11 protein-coding genes are annotated in these 17,916 nt (G+C 69.9%); 5 read left to right on the plus strand and 6 right to left on the minus strand.

The features are described 5' to 3' along the window. Positions 1 to 146: 146 nt before the first annotated feature. Positions 147 to 1,658, plus strand: coding sequence for a zinc-dependent metalloprotease (locus tag AC50X9_RS08260; RefSeq protein WP_494892287.1), 1,512 nt, complete (start codon positions 147 to 149; stop codon positions 1,656 to 1,658). A 168-nt stretch (positions 1,659 to 1,826) separates the two neighbouring features. On the opposite strand, the gene AC50X9_RS08265 is transcribed toward AC50X9_RS08260, so the two are convergent. The 3 genes from AC50X9_RS08265 to nudC form a co-directional block, all read right to left on the minus strand. Beyond that, the gene (locus AC50X9_RS08265) at positions 1,827 to 2,456 is read right to left on the minus strand and encodes a M48 metallopeptidase family protein (protein ID WP_494892289.1); all 630 of its coding nucleotides are present in this window, start codon (positions 2,454 to 2,456) and stop codon (positions 1,827 to 1,829) included. Further along, complete coding sequence (locus tag AC50X9_RS08270; RefSeq protein WP_494892486.1) at positions 2,456 to 4,546, minus strand: ATP-dependent DNA helicase UvrD2; 2,091 nt, start codon at positions 4,544 to 4,546, stop codon at positions 2,456 to 2,458. Before AC50X9_RS08270 ends, AC50X9_RS08265 begins: the two co-directional genes overlap by 1 nt. A gap of 213 nt (positions 4,547 to 4,759) precedes the next feature. Beyond that, on the minus strand, positions 4,760 to 5,899 hold the full coding sequence (gene nudC / locus AC50X9_RS08275) for an NAD(+) diphosphatase (RefSeq protein ID WP_494892291.1): 1,140 nt from the start codon (positions 5,897 to 5,899) through the stop codon (positions 4,760 to 4,762). A gap of 199 nt (positions 5,900 to 6,098) precedes the next feature. On the opposite strand from nudC, the gene AC50X9_RS08280 reads away from it, so the two are divergent. After that, positions 6,099 to 7,481, plus strand: coding sequence for a macrolide 2'-phosphotransferase (locus AC50X9_RS08280; RefSeq protein ID WP_494892293.1), 1,383 nt, complete (start codon positions 6,099 to 6,101; stop codon positions 7,479 to 7,481). Here the strand turns inward: AC50X9_RS08280 and AC50X9_RS08285 are convergent. From AC50X9_RS08285 to AC50X9_RS08295, 3 genes are all read right to left on the minus strand, one after another. Continuing rightward, positions 7,478 to 11,068: an ATP-dependent helicase gene (locus AC50X9_RS08285; RefSeq protein WP_494892295.1), complete on the minus strand. Its 3,591-nt coding sequence runs from the start codon at positions 11,066 to 11,068 to the stop codon at positions 7,478 to 7,480. The two genes, AC50X9_RS08280 and AC50X9_RS08285, sit on opposite strands and share 4 nt — an antisense overlap. After that, the gene (locus AC50X9_RS08290; RefSeq protein ID WP_494892297.1) at positions 11,065 to 14,301 is read right to left on the minus strand and encodes an ATP-dependent helicase; all 3,237 of its coding nucleotides are present in this window, start codon (positions 14,299 to 14,301) and stop codon (positions 11,065 to 11,067) included. The genes AC50X9_RS08285 and AC50X9_RS08290 overlap by 4 nt, the downstream gene beginning before the upstream one ends. 164 nt (positions 14,302 to 14,465) lie before the next feature. Beyond that, entirely contained in the window at positions 14,466 to 14,882 is a 417-nt protein-coding gene (locus AC50X9_RS08295; protein ID WP_494892299.1) for an MGMT family protein, read from the minus strand. A 139-nt stretch (positions 14,883 to 15,021) separates the two neighbouring features. Here AC50X9_RS08295 and AC50X9_RS08300 point away from each other — a divergent pair, with 139 nt between their 5' ends. The 3 genes from AC50X9_RS08300 to AC50X9_RS08310 all read left to right on the plus strand — a co-directional run bounded on the left by AC50X9_RS08300 (position 15,022) and on the right by AC50X9_RS08310 (position 17,811). Then, entirely contained in the window at positions 15,022 to 15,732 is a 711-nt protein-coding gene (locus tag AC50X9_RS08300; RefSeq protein ID WP_494892305.1) for a 3'-5' exonuclease, read from the plus strand. A 325-nt stretch (positions 15,733 to 16,057) separates the two neighbouring features. Continuing rightward, positions 16,058 to 17,143, plus strand: a complete 1,086-nt coding sequence (locus AC50X9_RS08305) for a methionine ABC transporter ATP-binding protein (RefSeq protein ID WP_494892308.1) — start codon at positions 16,058 to 16,060, stop codon at positions 17,141 to 17,143. Continuing rightward, positions 17,140 to 17,811, plus strand: a complete 672-nt coding sequence (locus AC50X9_RS08310) for a methionine ABC transporter permease (protein ID WP_494892310.1) — start codon at positions 17,140 to 17,142, stop codon at positions 17,809 to 17,811. The genes AC50X9_RS08305 and AC50X9_RS08310 overlap by 4 nt, the downstream gene beginning before the upstream one ends. Positions 17,812 to 17,916: the final 105 nt, after the last annotated feature.

Consider the following 17,916-nt stretch of genomic DNA (forward strand, 5'->3'; position numbering starts at 1 on the left):
CAAATATTCCAGTTTCCAACACTACGCGCTCGGCTGCCGGCTGGGCTCTTTGCCGACAGCGAACGTGGCGGGGTTTCAGCAGACAGCCCGCTGGCCGCGCGGTACCGTGAACGTGAGAAGCACCCACACCGACGATCGGCGGGATCATGACGTCCAACCCACTTAATCCGTCCAATGGCGACGAGGAACCCCAGGATCCGCTGGCAGAAATGCTGAAGAACCTGATGGGCGGCAAGGGCATGGGGAACATCGACCCTGCGGAGCTGGCTAAGGCCGCAGGGCTTCCGGACGATCCGAATCTCCTTGCCCAGATGTTCTCCCAGGTCCAGGCCATGATGAGTGCCACCTCGGAGGGCCCGGTCAACTGGCAGCTGGCGCATGAAAACGCCCGGCGCGTGGCGGCAAGCGGCTCCGACCCGTCCGTCACGGCGCAGCAGTCGCGCGAGGTCGACGAGGCCCTGCGGCTCGCCGAACTGTGGCTTGACCAGGTCACGGGCCTGCCGGCCACCGGGCTGATCGGCCGGGCCTGGTCCCGGGCCGAGTGGGTTGAGGAAACGCTCGGCACCTGGAAACGATTGACCGAGCCGGTCGCCAACAGCATCGCCAATGCGCTGTCCACCGCCATGACCGAACAGATGCCGGAGGAAATGAAGGCCATGATGGGCGGCGCGTCCTCCATGCTTCAGAACATGGGCGGCGCGATCTTCGGCATGCAGCTGGGCCAGGCCATCGGTGCGCTGTCGGCCGAGGTGGTCAGCTCGACGGACATCGGCGTCCCCCTCGCCGACCTTGAAATGGCGCTGTTGCCCTCCAACGTGGCGAAGTTCGGCGAAGGCCTCAGTCTCCCGGAGAACGATATCCGTTTGTTCCTGGCCGTCCGGGAGGCCGCCCACGCCCGGCTGTTTGTCCAGGTTCCCTGGCTCCGCGGCCATCTCCTCGGCGCGATCGAAGCGTACGCCCGCGGCATCCACATTGACACCTCGAAGATCGAGGAACTCGCCCGCGAGCTGGATCCGGGCAACCCGGAGGGCATCCAGGAGGCCCTTTCCCAGGGTGTCTTCATGCCCCAGCGCACCCCTGCCCAGGAACAGGCGCTGGAGAAGCTTGAGACTGCCCTCGCGCTGGTGGAAGGCTGGGTCGATGAACTGAGCTGGGCCGCCACCGAAAAGATGCTGCCCTCGGCGGCGGCACTTCGTGAGACGGTACGGCGCCGCCGCGCCACCGGAGGACCGGCAGAACACGCCTTCTCCTCCCTCGTGGGACTGGAGCTGCGTCCGCGCCTGCTCCGGGAAGCCGCCGCACTGTGGGCCTCACTCAAGGACGAACGCGGCACCGAAGGCCGTGACGCGATCTGGCAGCACCCTGACCTGCTGCCCACAGCCGAAGATCTGGAAGACCCGAAGGGTTTCAGCCAGCGCCGCAAGCTGGCCGAGGCCAGCGACACCGAGGTTGACGACGCCCTGCAGAAGCTGCTGAGCGGCGGATTCGACGAGCCGGAAGGGACGCAGGCAGCGGAAGACACCGGGGAACCCGGCGGGGAAGGCGATGCCATTTCTGGCGACGCCGGGACTGCCGAAGCGGGAACGGACGGGGACGGCACTGACGGGGCCGGGACTGACCAGGGCACTCCCGGAGAAGGCGACAGCCCAAGGTCCTAGCGACTTAGGCGAATCATGGGAAAGCCCCGGCCGGATGATCGGATCCGTCCGGGGCTTTTCCGTGCCGCCGTCCCGGCGGCCATGGATGCCGGTTGGAGCCGTGAGTAGCTGTTCGGAGCCGTGCGCGGATCCGGCATCAGCGGGGGGGTCTTAGTCCGGGATACCGGCTCAGTCGGGGTCCGCACCGTCGACGCCGACCACGTCATCGCCGTCGCCGTCCGGCGTGATGCCGCGGGAGGTCGCGAAGGAAACGCCCTCAAGGAAGGCCTTGGCCCGGGCGGTGTCCGGGTAGGCCTCGAGGAGCCGCCAGAACGCGGCGTTGTGCCCGGCCACGAGGAGGTGCGCGAGTTCGTGGAGCAGTACATAGTCGATCACCCACTGCGGCATGGGCTGAAGCTTGTCCGACAGCCGGATGGACCCGTCCGACGGCGTTGCGGACCCCCAACGGGAGTTCTGGTTCCCCACCCAGCGGACCGAGGACGGTACCGCCCGGCCGCCGAAGTACTTTGCGGAAAGCTCGCTGGCGTGGGCGGCCAGGGCGGTGTCGCTGCGCGGACGGCGCCGTCCGGCGCCCCGGCTGCCCCCTTCCCCCTGCCGCCGCAGCTTCTCGAGCATCCGGTGCACCCACTCGTGTTCCTGGGCCCGGCTGAAGGAGGCAGGGATGGCGACGACGGCGGTGCCGTTTTCCCAGAAGGCGGCAACGGTCCGGCGGCGGCGGGCAGAGCGCCGCACTTCCACCGGTGCGCCGTCGGCAGTGGTCAGCGGGGTTCCTGCCGGTGATGCCGGATTGCCGGCCATCAGAGGGTGGTGCTTTCGACCAGCACTGCCAGCACCGCTTCGCCGTACTTCTCCAGTTTGGATGGTCCCACCCCGGGAAGGGTGGCGAGCTGTTCGAGGGATTCGGGCCGGGCTTCGGCGATGGCGGTCAAGGTGGCGTCGGTGAAGACCACAAACGCGGGAACGTCGGCTTCCAGCGCTATGTCCTTGCGCCACTGCCGCAGCGCGTCGAAGGTCTGCTCCTCGTAGCTGGGCGGGCACTGGTTGCAGCGGCCCACCTTGCGTTCGGCGCCGGAGGAGAGCATGGTGCCGCAGACCCGGCAGGTGGCCGGCCCGGCAGCCTTACGGCGCGGCGCCGCCCCTTTGCCGCGGACCGAGGAGCTCGCCACCGAGTCGGGGCGCAGCCCGTCCAGGAAGCGTGAGGGCTTCCTGTTGGCGCGCCCGCCCGGCGTCCGTGCCGTGGACCAGGACAGGAACAGGTGCTCCCGGGCCCGGGTGATTCCGACGTACAGCAGCCGGCGTTCCTCGTCCACGGACTCGGGGCTGTCGGCGAACGAGATCGGCATTAGCCCCTCGCTGAGCCCGACCAGGAAGACGGCGTCCCATTCCAGGCCCTTGGCGGCGTGCAGCGAGGCGAGGGTGACGCCCTGGACGGTCGGAGCGTGCTGGGCCAGAGAACGTTCCTGGAGTTCGTTGACGAAGTCCGAGAGGGTGAAGTGGCTGCCGCGGCTGATCGCGAGTTCGTCGGCAAGCGCGACGAGCGCCGCGAGGGATTCCCAGCGTTCCCGGAGCGCGCCGCCGCTGTGCGGTGCGGCTTCCGTGTAGCCCAGCGAGGCGACGATGTCGCGGACCACCTGCCCCAGCGGCTGGGGGCTGGCGTCCTCGGCGACGGCCCGGGTGGCGGCCCGCAGCTGCAGGATGGCGTCGCGGACTTCCTTGCGGGCAAAGAACCGTTCCCCGCCGCGCAGCTGGTAGCCGATCCCCGCCGAGGCCAGGGCCTGTTCGTAGGCCTCGGACTGGCCGTTGGTGCGGAACAGCACGGCGATCTGGCTGGCCGGAGTGCCGGCGTCGAGGAGCCCGCGCACCTTGACTGCCACGGTGGCGGCTTCGGCCTCGTCGTCGGAGCATTCGGTGAACTGCGGCGCCGGTCCGGCGGGACGCTGCGCCACAAGTTGCAGCGGCTTAGCCCAGGCGGCGTCAGCGACGGGACCCCCGCTGCGCCGGCCGGCCAGCAGCTCGTTCGCGAGCCTCACCACCTGCGGGGTGGAGCGGTAGTCGCGGATCAGCTTCACCACGGTCGCGTCGGGGTACTGGGCCTTGAAGCCGAGCAGGTGCTTCGGCGAGGCGCCGGTGAACGAGTAGATGGTCTGGCTGGCGTCACCGACGACGCAGAGCTCATCGCGGCCGCCGAGCCAGAGTTCCAGCAGCCGCTGCTGCAGCGGCGAAACGTCCTGGTACTCGTCGACGACGAAGTGGCGGTACTGCTCGCGGACGGTGGCGGCGACCTTCGGGTCCTCCTGAAGGATGCCGACGGTGATCAGCAGCACGTCCTCGAAGTCGATCACGTTCCGGTCGGTCTTGACGTCCTCGTAGGACTGGAAGACGCGGGCGACAGCGGTCAGGTCGAAACCGCCCGGGGTGCCGCGGTTCTGGGCCTTTTCGAGGTAGTTGGCCGGGGTCAGCATGGACACCTTGGCCCATTCGATTTCGGAGGCCAGGTCGCGGATCGAGGCGCGGTCAGTACTGAGCCGCAGCCGCCGGGCCGCCTCGGCGATCATCTGGGCCTTGTGGTCCAGCAGGTTGGGCAGGACTCCCCCGACGGCCATCGGCCAGAAGTACTGGAGCTGGCGCAGCGCGGCGGCGTGGAAGGTGCGGGCCTGGACGTTGCCAACGCCGAGGTCGCGCAGGCGGCTGCGCATTTCGGCCGCAGCCCGCGACGTGAAGGTGACGGCCAGCAGCCGTTGCGGGTTGTACACGCCGGAGTGCACCCCATAGGCGATGCGGTGGGTGATGGCTCGGGTCTTGCCGGTACCGGCGCCGGCAAGCACGCAGATCGGCCCCTGCAGGGTGCTGGCAACTTCGCGCTGTTCGGCGTCGAGACCGCCGAGGATTCGCTCCTCGAGGGAGCGGTTGTCCGGCGCCGGGGGTTCGGCCTCCGGGAGGCCGTCATTGGACTGGGCGGGCGGGAAAGCGCTGGGCTGGAAGAGATCTGTGTTCACGAGTGCTGCTCAGTCGTTTGAGGGTGTCCGGTGGATGCTCCGCGGTGGTGGAACCGCGGGTGCAGCTGGGTGGTGTCGCTGCCGCTGCGTGATGTCACTGAGGTCTCATGCGCTGTCTACGCGGTCCTCGATGCGGCCGCCGTACCAGTGCTCGATCAGGGCCCGGGCGATGGATAGCCTGCTGGAGATGACGATCTCGCCGCTGAGCACCGCTTCCTGCAGCTCACTCCGGCTGAACCAGCGCGCCCGGGTGACCTCGACGCCGTCGGGCGTGGCGTCGGTGTCCGCGGTTGTGGCCGTGAAACCGAGCATCAGCGAGGCGGGAAAGGGCCAGGACTGGGACCCGAGGTACTGGCAGGCGGTAACGCGCACACCGACCTCCTCGCCGATTTCCCGGACCACGGCCTGCTCCAGGGACTCCCCCGGTTCGACGAAGCCCGCGAGGGTTGAATAGTTCCGGGCGTCGAGCGGGCCGCCGCCGCCGAGCAGCAGCCGGCCGTCCGGGCCCACGACCGTGACAATGATGGCAGGATCGGTGCGCGGGTAGTGCTCTGATCCGTCCGAGGGGCAGCGGCGGACCCAGCCTCCCGCTTCCGGCTCGGTGGCGGTCCCGCAGCGCGGGCAATGGGTGTGGGTGGCGTGCCAGTTGGCGATGGCGCTGGCCTCGATGAAGACGGCGGTGTCGGTGGGGCTCAGCGTGGCCGCGACGTCGCGGAACCCCGCCCACTGCGCACCCTCGGGGATGCCGGCGATGTGGGCTTCGAACTCCTCGGCCCGGACTTCGAACTGCTGTGGCAGGAGGAAGAGGACCAAGGGGGTGCCGGCCTCCAGGTCCGAGCCGGGCAGGGCCGAGCCCAGGTAGATCAGCTGGTCCGGGGCGTAGGGGGTGTCCTTCAGGTGCCGCCCGAGTTCGGCCGCATCCAGCAGGACCAGGCCGGTGCCATTAATGAGTGCCTGCCGGCCGGACAGCACCATCGCCCGGGCAGTGCCGGACTCCAGGAGCCCGGCGAGCATTCCGGGCTTCAGCCGTGCCGCGGATCCGCGGTCAATCAGCGCCGGCCGTACCGGAAGAACGGTATCCGTCAGCAGGTTGGCCGCCGGGCTGCCGGGCGAAGGGATCGGCGCGCCCTGGTTCGACTGGGTCCGGTCCGGGATTTCCCGGGCTGGGCTTTCCTGGGCGTGACTTTCCTGCGCTTGATTTTTTTGGGCTGGGCTTTTGGGTGCCGTCGACTCCGCAAGACTCATGTACCCACCGTACTGACTCCCGCCGACAATTGACATTTTCCGCCGGCATATGTGGGCATCCGCACGTGTCCGGCGGGCGGCCGGCGTGGCGCTCCGCGGGCAGCTCCGGGATCGGCATCCGGGCGGAAATTATTGCTGATATTTCAGACTCGCCGTGGTGCATCGCTGTCTTGGGCGCCGCTCAACCTACCGTGGAACGGTGAGAAGAAAACCAATCGAACTGGCAGCTGTGGCAACCGCGGCAGTCCCCGGACTGACCCCGACAGCCGTCAGCTCTGCGCCCGACGATCCGGCAGACTTCGATTCGGCACTCCTCCTGGACTCCGAAGGCAAGCGCTGGCGTGTCCGCTCGCCGCGCCACCCCGAGGCCAGCGCCCGGCTGGAAACCGAATTCCTGGTGCTGCGCGCCTTCGTCCCGGGCATCCGGGCCGAACTTCCCTTCCTGATGCCCACGGTGGCCGGCACCGTCCGGCAGGGCGCACTGAGCACGTTTGTGTACTCCCACCTGGCCGGCTCGACCAGGTCCGTCGAGGAACTTGGCGCGGCATCCCCCGGCGTGGCCCGCGAGATCGGTGCGGCCCTCGCCGCCATCCATGACCTGCCCCACTCACTGGTCAGCAATGCGGACCTGCCGAGCTACACCCCCAATGAGTTCCGCCAGCGCCGCCTCAACGAACTGGACCAGGCCGCGACCACTGGCAAGATTCCGCCGTTGCTGCTCCGCCGCTGGGAACACGCCCTCGAGGACGTCTCGCTGTGGCGCTTCAACCCGTGTGTGGTCCACGGGGACCTGCACGAGGACAACCTGCTGGTCGACGGCGACCGGGTGACGGCCGTGACCGGTTGGACCGACCTGCGCATCGGCGACCCGGCGGACGACATGGCCTGGCTGGTCGCGTCCAACGACCAGGACTTCGTGGACGCCGTCCTGGCGCACTACACCGCGTCACGGCGCGATGTGCCCGACGCCCATCTGCTGAGGCGTGCCGCGCTGTCCGCCGAATTCGCCCTGGCGCAGTACCTCGTCAAGGGTCTCGCGGCCGCTAACCAGGACATGATCGACGAGGCCGAGTCCATGCTCACCGCCCTTGCCGAGGATGTTGCCGAACACGGGGGGCAGCCGATCAGCGTGGAGCCGCTCCCTCAGCCGGCCCCGGTTGCCGGCCCCGCGGCCAGTCCTGCGTCCGGCCCGTCGGTCGATCCGGTCACCGGGAACCCCGGCGTTGCCGCCGGCCCCGTAATCCCGGCAGTACAGGTAGCGCCGATCCCGCTCGAAGCGGTTCGGGGTGACGCCGACCGGGCAGGGAGTGACGACGGTGTGGTGGACGCCGGGCGCACCAGGACCGGCGGCAACAAGGTGTCCGGTGTTTCGGTGACGGCGATCCCTGACGACGAACCGGCCACCGAGGATGCTCCCGGCGACGACACCGCAACCCAGTCGATCACCGTGATCCAGGCCGACACGGCAGCCGCTGCGGGCCCCGCCACAGGCGCTGGTACCAACGCCGGTTCCCCGGCTGACCCGCCGGCGGAAGACACCTCAACGACCGCCCTCACGGTGGTCGAGGCGCAACCGCGCTAGCCGTTCGCGAGGGCCGCGGCGACAATCTGCTCGAGCCGTTCCGCTGAGCCCAGGTCGTGCGGTCGGACCACGGCATCGTCGGCCACGTAGTAGAACGCCGCCCGGACCCGATCCACCGGGACGCCCTTGAGCCGGGCCCAGGCCAGCCGGTAGACGGCCAGCTGGACAGCCTTGGTCTTCAGTTGCGCGGCGGACGGGCGGCGGCCGGTCTTCCAGTCAACCAGGTCCCAGCCGCCGTCGGCATCGCGGAAGACGGCATCGATCCGGCCGCGGACCACTACGTCGCCGATCCGGGTTTCCACCGGTACCTCAACGTGGGCAGGGGCGCGGTTGGCCCACTCGGACCGGCGGAACGTTTCCACCATGGTGTCCAGACCGTAGGCTGCGTCGATGTGGTCATCGGAGCCCGCCGCCTCGCCGAGGTCCAGCATGCCGGCCGCGCCGAAGTACTCCTCCACCCACGCGTGGAATGCGGTGCCCTTGCGGGCGGACATCCCCGGTTCCCGCGGGACCGGGCGCCGCAGCCGGGCGACGACCGAGCCGGCGTCATCCTCCAGATCCACCAGGGTCGACGCGGAGATGTGGCCCGGCAGGTGCACGTCGTGGACCGCGGTCCGGCGGGAGCGGCGTTCCAGCAAGGTCGCGGCCTCGTGGGCCCACCCTCCGGCCGGGCCGCGCAAGGGCCGGCGCGGGGCCGGTTGGGGCGCGCCGCCGCCAGCGGCGGCGACAGCAGCGGCGTCCATCCCGGCGGCGGAATCCGTCGCGGCCACCTCCAGCAGCACCTCCGAGCCCAAAGACTGCAGCACCCGTGCCGCGGCGGACTGCATGGCCGCCCGCCGGCCCGGAACCAGCCGGAGCCGGTGTCCGGTGCGCGGATCGATTGGCCCCTCGAGCGGGTCGTACGGCCATCCGGCGACCTCCAGGTCCGAGGTCAGTGGGCTCTCCTCCGGCAGTGCTTCCTCCCCGACGGACAATGGGTGGATACTGGCGGCGCCGCCGGCAACAAGCGCCTCGAGTTCGGCCAGGAAAGGCGACATGTCAGCCAGACCGGCGCGCGATCCCACCCAGGCGGCGCTGGAAACCCAGAGCACGTGTTTGGCCCGGGTGTAGGCCACATAGGCGAGCCGGCGTTCCTCGGCCTCGCCGTGGACCTGGACGGCGGTCTTGAATTCCTTCTCGGCGTCGAGCCAGCCTTTTTGGTCCGGCTGGTCGAGATCCCATTGCGGCAGGTCCGCGCGGTCCCCGCGCAGCGGCCAGGGAAGCGCGGCGCTGCCGCTGCTCCAGCGTGAATCCCGGCTGCTGGGGAAGGCGCCCGCGTTGAGTCCGGGAACGAATACCACATCCCATTCCAGGCCCTTGGAGGCGTGCACGGTGAGGAGCTGCACGGCTTCGTGGTTCACGTCCGGCGCGGCGGCATCAAGGCCGTTTTCCTCGGCGGCCGCGGCTTCCAGCCAGGCCAGGAAGGCCAGGACGTCCACCCGCTGGGAGGTGTGCAGGAACCCCGCGGCGGCGTCCTGGAATGCGTCCAGGTTCCGGCGGGCCTGGTGAATGCTGGTGCCTGGCCGTGCGGCGACCTCGATGTCGAGAAGCATGGCCCGCTCCACTTCGCCGAGCAAGGTGGTGAGGTCGTCACCCATGTAGCCGCGCAGCTGACGGAGTTCGGCGGCGAGCCGGTGAAGCCGGTCCAGTCCCTCCGGGCTCAGCTGGCGGCCGTGCGCGGAGGTCCAGCCTTCGCGCGGCAGCCAGTCGAGAGCCTCGACCAGGCTGGCGGCGTCGGTGAGGTCGCCCTCGATCACCGCGGGATCCGCGCCGTCGTCGGCGTCGTCGTCCAGGGCGCCGGGGCGGCCGCGGCGCCGGGCAAGGAAGCTGGACCAGTCCCGCAGTGCCATCAGGTCCGCGGGCCCGATCCGCCAGCGCGCCCCGGCCAGCAGGCGCATCAGTGAATCCGAGCGGCCCGGATCGGCCAGCACGCGGAGGGTTGCGACGAGGTCCACGATCTCGGGGGTGTCCAGGAGACCGCCGAGTCCGACGATCTCGTAGGGGATCCCGCGCACCTCGAATTCACGGCGGATGACTTCCATCTGGGCGCGCCGGCGACACAGCACCGCCATGGCCGGAGGTTCGGGCTCCGCTGCCGACCCGTCGAAGTCGGTCACCCGGAATTTCAACACGTCGCCCGCGATCGCCGAGGCCTCGTCTTCATCGGTGCCAAAGCGGCCCATCACCACGCGGCCCTGGACCGCGGCCGGGCTGGGCTGCAGCGGGGGAACCTCAACGCTCCCGGCGGTGTCCCGCTCGCCGGCGGGGCCGGTGGTGGCTGCGGCTCTGCTGAGGGGTGCTGAGATGACGTTGGCCGCCGCGAGGATGTTCCGGCCGTTGCGCCACGCGGTGGTGAGGTACGACGTCGGGGCGACGGCGAAGCGCTCGGTGGTGTCCGTGTCAGCAGTGCCGGCAGAGGCTTCAGTGTTGTCAGCGCCGGCTGTGTGGTTAGTGGCTGCAGCGGCGCCGTCGACCCCAAGCCGGACCGGGAATTCGCGAACGAAGTGGAAGAGCTGGCCGGCGGAGGCGCCGCGGAAGCCGTAGATGGACTGGTTTGGGTCCCCGACCGCGGTGACCGCGTGCCCGTCGCCGAACAGCCTGGAGAAGAGGACGAGCTGGGCGTGGGAGGTGTCCTGGAATTCGTCCAGCAGCACCACCTTGTAGCGCTGGCGTTCGGTTGCCGCGGCGACCGGGACCTCGTTGGCGACCCGGGCGGCGAGGGCCACGAGGTCGCCGAAGTCGAGGGCCCCGCGGGCCCGTTTGGCGTCCGTGTAGCGTCCGACCATCTCCGCGACGCTGGCCCGGGTGCGAAGCAGCCCGCTGAGTTCGCCCACGGCCTGGCTGGGGTTCTTTTTGGCAGTGGCGAGGTAGGGCAGCGCCTCGAACTCGGCCACCCGCCCCAGCAGCCAGCTGCGCACCCCGGCAGGGTCCTGGAGATGTTCGGCGCATTCACCGGCGAGTTGGATGACCGCCTTGACCAGGGTGGACTTGGCCGAGCGGAAGTGTTCGTAGTCGCCGTCGAACGCCTCCACCACCTCGCTCGCGAGCTGGAAGGACTGGGCGCCGCCGAGCAGCACCACGTCGCGTTCCACGCCGAGCCGGAGACCGTAGTCGGAGACGATGCCGCTGGCATAGGAGTGGTAGGTGGAGACCTTGGGTTCGAGCGCGTCGGTGCTGAGGAGCCCGGCCGGGAACACCTGGTTCCGGGTGTCGGCCCCGGCGATGCGCTGCAGGGCGGCCAGCTTGGCGCGGATCCGGGTGGCGAGCTCCCCGGCGGCCTTCCGGGTGAAGGTCACCCCGAGCACTTCCTCCGGCCGCACCCAGCCGTTGGCCACGAGCCACACCACGCGGTCGGCCATCGTGGCGGTCTTGCCCGAGCCGGCACCGGCAATCACAAGTCGGGGCGAGAGGGGGGAGGAAATGATGTGCGACTGTTCTGCGGTGGGGCTGTTTTTCTCCCCGAGCATCGCGGAGAGTTCCTCCGGGCTGAACCGCGCTGCGGGAAGGGCCCGGGGAACGGCAGCGGGAATCGTCGTGTCGGTGCTCATTCGGTGACCTGCTTTCCCCGCAGGCACAGCGGGCAGACTTCGGGAAGGCGGCAGCCATGGCCGCCGTGGCCGCCCTTGGACGGATCGTGGCGGGCCTCGAAGGTGTTCCCGGACATCACCCGGGCGGCATCCCCGACCATGTCGAGGGCCCAGTTGTCGGCCGGCTCCAGCGGCGCCTGGGCCTGGATGCCCGGGCTCTTGGTGCCCGTACCGAGCTGGGCGAGGACGGCCCCGCCCGGCAGCGGGGGCGGGCCGTCGCCGGATCCGGCGAAGCCGCCGGCAAGCACTGCGGCCTGGTATGCCCCCAGCTGGGGATGCCTCGCCAGGTCGGCTTTGCCCGGCTGCCGTTTGCCGGTCTTGAGGTCCACGACGACGAGCCGGCCCTCGGCGTCGATCTCCAGCCGGTCGACCTGGCCGCGCAGCACGGCCGGGCGGGCCGGCCAGGGCTCGGTGGTGGTGTCGGTGCCGGCCGGGGCGGGCACGTCAGCGAGTTTCACTTCGAAGTCCTGCTCGACGCCGACCAGGGACCGGCCCTCGCTGCGCATCACCAGCACGTACTGGGCGAGCTTGCGGACCATGGTTTCGGCGCGCTGGAAGTCCAGCTTGCCCTCCCAGTTGTCCTTCATCCCCAGCGCCGGCCAGCGGCGGACAAGCTCGGCCAGGTATTCGCTGCCGGAGGCATCCGGAAGGTCCTGCGCGATGGCATGGACGAGCGTGCCCAGGCTGCGGGCAAAGTCCGTGGCCGCCTCCCCGCCGGCGGCCTGGACAAACCAGTCCAGCGGGGATTTCTGCACCGTCTCCACCTTCGAGGGCGAGACGTAGACGGTGCCGCCCGGCGGAACGACAGGCACCTCGGTGGACAGCGGGGCGAGGCCCCACCAGGTCGCGGGGTGCGCCCCGGGCACGGACGGCTCGGCGGCTGCCAGGGCACCGAGAACGGTGCTGGCATGCAGCGCTTCGGGGGTCCCGGCGTCGAGCTGGGCGTACTGGCGCAGCTCGGCCACGAGTGCCCGCAGCGTGAGCGGACGCTCCACCGGGGTGAAACCGCGCCGGTCCTGGTCCGGGCCCAGCGGCGCCACGTAATCCAGGAACGAGGAAGGCTGTTCGTCCGCCGAGGAAACGGCCGTGCAGATCAGCACCTGCTGGGCCCGCGACACCGCGGTGGAGAAGCTGCGCAGCTCGTCGTAGCGGATTTCGCGCAGCCGGCTCAGGGGATCAAGTTGCAGCGCGTAGTCCACCCCGTGCTCGACGGCGTCCGCGAACAGTGTGCTGCCGAGCAGTTCGCCGCGGAGCCTGGTGTTGGGCCACACGCCCTCCTGCAGGCCGGGCACGATGACTACCGGCCACTCCCGGCCGGCGGCGCTGGCCGGGGTCATCAGTTCCACGGCGTCCTCCAGCTGGGCCCGCGCGGCGAGGGTGTCCATTGGAAGTTCCTGGCTGAGCAGGTACTCAAGGAACTGCTCGGGTCCGGAGCCGGGCAGCTGGTCCACATAGCGCTCGGCGGTGTGGAACAGGGCCATCATGGCATCGAGGTCGCGGTCCGCCCGGGCCCCGGCTGCTCCGCCGGCCAGCGCCGCCTCGGTCCAGCGCGCGGCGAGGCCGGTGGAGTTCCAGAGCGCCCACAGCACGGTTTCGGCGTTGCCGCCGGGAGCCTGGGCGGCGTCCCGGCCGGCCTGGATCATCCGCGCAATCCGGCGGGCGGAGTGCCCCTCGATGCCGAGGGTCGCGAGCGCGCCGGGTTCCAGCAGGGCCTCGACGAGGAGCACGTCGCTCGTGCGGCCGCTGCCGCCGAGCAGCTCCTCCCGGCGCAGGGACTGGCGCAGGCGCCGCAGCTCGATCGCGGTGGCTCCGCCGATCCGTGAGCTCAGCAGACCCACGGCCGCCTCGGGGCTCAGCACTGCGGGGTCCAGGACCACGGCGTAGGCGTCCAGCAACGGCCGGACGGCGACCTCGTCGCGGACGGCGGATTCGGCCACCGGGATCCGGACCGGGATGCCCTGGCCTGCGAGGTAGCGCTGCAGCTGGCTGAGCTGGCCGCCGTTGCGCACGATCACGGCGATGTCACCGAGTTCACGGCCGTCCTTGAGCTGGGCTTCCAGGATCCGCTGGGCGACGTAGCGCAGTTCGTGGACCGGGGACGGCAGCAGGTGCGCCTCCACCCTGCCGTCGGCAGGGGCACCGTGCGGCGGCGCGGGAACCTGGGGCTGTTCGAGCCGGCGCGCGGACTGCCCGCCGGCGCGCTGTGAGATCCGGCCGGCGACGGAGAGCCAGGCGTCCGCGACTGCCGGAGTATGGCGGTGGGCGGTCCGGAGCGGGCGCTCCAGGACTGTCCCGGCGCGAGCCAGCAGCCGCGGAAGCTCGGCCACGAGGTCCGGACGGGCGCCGCGGAAGCCCTGGACCACGGTGTCCGGCGAGAACGTGATGAGGGCATCCTTGCCGGCGGCGATATCCGCGAGCAGTTCGAACACCGCGGGGTTGGCTTCCTGCATGTCGTCCACCAGGACCAGCTGGAGCCTGTCCCGTTCGGCGGCCAGGAAGTCGGGCTCGTCCTGGAAGATCTGGCGGGCGGCCGTGATGATGCCGGCCGGGTCGAAGGACTCCGGCATGCGCAGGTCCAGCACGTCGCGGTACTCCGCGTAGAGTGCGGCGGCGGCGACCCAGTCCGGCCGGTGGCAGCGCCGGGCGAGGACCACCAGGTCCTCGGCGGTTCGCCCGGATTCGATGATCCGGTCGAAGAGCTGTCGGACTTCCTGCCGGAAGCCGCGGGTCTGCAGCGCCGCACCGAGGTCCGCGGGCCAGGGCAGCTCCAGTCCGGGCTGCGCGTGGCCTTCGAGCAGTTCCTTAATGATCAGGTCCTGCTCCGGGCCGGACAGCAGTTTCGGCGGGCGGGGCAGCGGCAGGATCCCTTCCGCCTTGGCGCGCCGGATCAGGTCGAACGCGTACGAGGCCCAGGTGCGGGCCGGCGTCGTACTCAGGCTGCGGTCCAGCCGTGCGGTGAAGCGGTCCCGGAGTGAATCGGCGGCGAGGCGTCCGGGGGCGAGGATGAGCATCCGTTCCGGATCCAGGCCGTCCCGCTGCGCACGCCGGACGGCGGCCTCGACGAGCACGGTCGATTTGCCGGTGCCCGGCGCTCCGGGAATCAGCACCGGGCCGGAGCCGTGCGGCACGTCGACGGCGGCGAACTGGTCCGCCGACAGCACGGGGACCGCGCTGTGCAGCTTGCGGGGCGGCAACAGGCGGAGGCCGGATCCGGCAGTGCGTGGGCCGGCGGGACGCTGCCTGCCCTTTCCGGGCCCGCCTGAAACGGGTCGGGTCGCGGCGGGCCGTGGTGATGCGGGCGGTGCTGTGGGAAGTGCTGATGTGGGCGGGACGGACGTTGGGTTCTTGCTGGGAATGCTCACACGGTCATTTCATCATCGGGGGCCGACAGTTTGCGCAGGGTGCGTTCCAGCCGCTCAGCCACGGCGTCAATCCGATCGAATTCGCCGTCGCTCGGTGCCCAGCGTGCGGCCATCAGGTCCACTCGCCATCGTCCCTCGCCGCCGCGGAGGTATTGCGCATAGTTACCCAGCAGCGGGGTTCCTTCCAGGATGTACCTGGCGAGGGCATCACGTTCGTGCCCCGGGGGCGCGTCCCCGCTGGCCTTCAGCACCCGCCACCAGGGCACTGCACTGCCGTGGTGGCTCATGACGCTGCCGACCTGCCGGGCACCACCGGAACCGAGAAGTTCGGCGACGTCACCGTAGGCCACCGCGGCACCTGCGGGGATCAGTGCCACCAGGTCCAGCACCGCCTCCACATACTCCATCCGCATGTCACCAGCCTAGCGTCCGGGGTGCTGTCACGGGCCGCCGTCAGCGCCGCCCGGCCGCTGCCGGGCAGTTCCTGCGCCGCGTGCCGGGGCCCCGGAGTGGTGGCGCATTACCGTCGGTGCCAGCAGGTAGCGTTGACGCATGAGCACTTGGAACACCCTCCCCCGCGCAGCCTTCGACCTGGAAACCACCGGACGGAACTCCCGTGCCGCGCGGATCGTCACGGCGTCCATCACCGTGGTCGACGCCGACGGCGGGATCATCAAGGAACACGAATGGCTGGCCGATCCGGGAGTCGAGATTCCGACGGAGGCCAGTGACATCCATGGCGTCACGACTGAGCGGGCCCGCAGCGAGGGCCGGCCTGCCGCCGATGTCACGCGGGAGGTCGCGGCGGTGCTGCAGGAGCTCTTCGATACCGGTGTGCCGGTCATTGCCTTCAACGCCAGCTATGACTTCACCGTGCTCGCCGCAGAGTCTGCCCGGTACGGCGTGCCGCAGCTGAGCCGGTTCCCGGTGCTGGATCCGTACATTATGAACAAGCAGGTGGACCGGTACCGTAAGGGCAAGCGCACCCTGACCGCCCTGTGCGAGGAATACGGCGTGGACCTGGACCACGCCCACACCTCGGCCGCCGATGCCCTCGCCACCCTCCGTATGCTCGACGCGATGGCGGGGAAGTTTCCGAAGCTTCGGATGCCGGCCAGCCACCTGCACCAGCTGCAGATCGAATGGGCCACGGCCCAGGCCTCCGACTTCCAGAGCTACCTGCGCAAGACGAAACCCGCCGCCGTGATTGAGGGCGACTGGCCGGTGCTGCCGCCCGAGGACGCCAGCCGCGGCGACTTCTAGCCAACGGCAGCCGCAGCCCGCTGCCTCCTACCCCATACGGCAGGAAGGGAGTTACCGCAGGAGAGCCCCCCTGCGGCCTCTTTGGGAGGGAAATCACACTCCCGGCCTGCCCGCGCCCGCCGGCTGTGACCGGCGGGGATTCCGCCGGGGGCTGCCTCCCCGCGTCGCTCCCGGACCGCAGTCGCATTTCACGAATTTTCCACGCCACAGCTGGCTATGTTACGAACATCGTGCGCGACTGGCCGCCAATTGATGGCGCTGACATAATTTAGTTCAGAACGGGACGTGTGTTATGCCGCCCGCACACCCAACCGCCAAGGGATCAATGATCACAGTTACCGACCTGCGCAAGGTCTACCAGCAGGGCAAAAAGGAAGTGGTGGCCCTCGACGGCGTGACGCTCTCCGTGCCGAAAGGCTCGATCCACGGCATCATCGGCCATTCGGGCGCCGGCAAGTCAACGCTGGTGCGCTGCCTCACCCTGCTGGACCGTCCCACGTCCGGATCCGTCAGCATCGGCGGCACCGAGCTCAGCTCGGTCAAGGACTCGGAGATCCGTGCCGCACGCCGGCGGGTCGGCATGGTCTTCCAGCACGCGAATCTGATGGACTCCCGGACGGCAGCCGGAAACGTGGCCCACCCGCTGGAACTCGTGAAAACCCCGAAGGACCAAATCCGGGCCCGGGTTGCCGAACTCCTGAAGCTCGTGGGACTCGAGGGGTTCGAGAACGCCTACCCCTCGCAGCTTTCCGGCGGCCAGCGCCAGCGCGTTGGCATTGCCCGGGCCCTGGCGTCGGACCCCGACGTCCTTCTGTGCGACGAGCCCACCTCGGCCCTGGACCCGGCCACCACGGATGAAATCCTGGACCTGATCCAGGACCTCACCCGGCGCCTCCAGCTCACCGTGCTGATCATCACGCACGAGATGAACGTCGTGAAGCGTGTCTGCGATTCCGTGTCCCTGCTCTCCCGCGGCCGCATCGTCGAGCACGGGGCCCTACAGGATGTGGCCGGCGACCTGGACAGCCAGCTGGCCCGGGCGCTGCTGCCGCTGCCGGCATCCGAGCCCCTGCCCGGTGCCCTGCAGCGCGGGCCGGTGCTGGAGATCCTCTTCTCCGGCGACAGCGCCAAGGAACCCGTCCTCACCGGCGTCGCCCGGCATTTCGACATCGACATCAACGTCCTGGCCGGCAGCGTCGAAACCCTCGGCGGCCAGCAGTTCGGCCACCTGCGCGTCCAGCTGGCGGAAACCGCCGACCTCGACGCCGTCCTTGCCTACCTGCACGAGCGCGGCATCGCCGCGAAGCGTTCCGCCCCCTCGGCCGCCGCCGCAGCACCGGAGCCCGACCTTGCCCCGTCTGCGCTCCCAACCTCTGTCCCCCCCGCCGGGGACCAGGGAGGTAACTCATGAACGACATCTTCAGCAATCCCGTCCTGGTCAAGGCCCTGCCAGAAGCCATCATCGAAACACTGCAGATGGTCGGCATCTCGTCCTTCTTCACGGTGCTGATCGGCCTGCCGCTGGGCGTTTTCCTGCACGTCTCGGCACCGGGCGGCCTGCGTCCCATGCCGGTGATCAACCGGATCCTCAGCGATGTGATCGTCAACATCACCCGGTCCATCCCGTTCGCCATCCTGATGGTCGCCCTCATCCCGGTGGCACGCGCCCTGACCGGCACCAGCCTCGGCCCGGTCGCCGCGTCGGTGTCCCTCTCGATCGGCACCATCCCGTTTTTCGCCCGGCTGGTGGAAAACTGCCTGCGCGATGTGCACCACGGCAAGATCGACGCCGCCCAGGTGATGGGGTCCACGAACATGCAGGTCATCAACAAGGTGATGCTGCGCGAATCCCTTCCCGCCCTCGTCGCGGCTGCCACCACCACGGTGGTCACCCTCGTGGGCTATTCCGCCATGGCCGGGCTTGTCGGCGGCGGCGGCCTCGGCAAGCTCGCCTACAACTACGGCTTCCAGCGCTTCGACGTCACGGTCATGCTCGTCACCATCGTGCTGATCATCGTCCTGGTCCAGGTCATCCAGCTGGTCGGCGAACGGATCTCCCGCAGCCTCGACCACCGCTGACAGCCCCGGTTCCAGCGGCCCCTGACCCGGGCAGTACGGCCTGACCCCGGCCGGACTGCGGGTAACCCCCTACCATCCCACCTGCAGCGGGTAGCCGCCCTCTGC

The sequence above is a fragment of the Pseudarthrobacter sp. HLT1-3 genome (assembly GCF_059383535.1).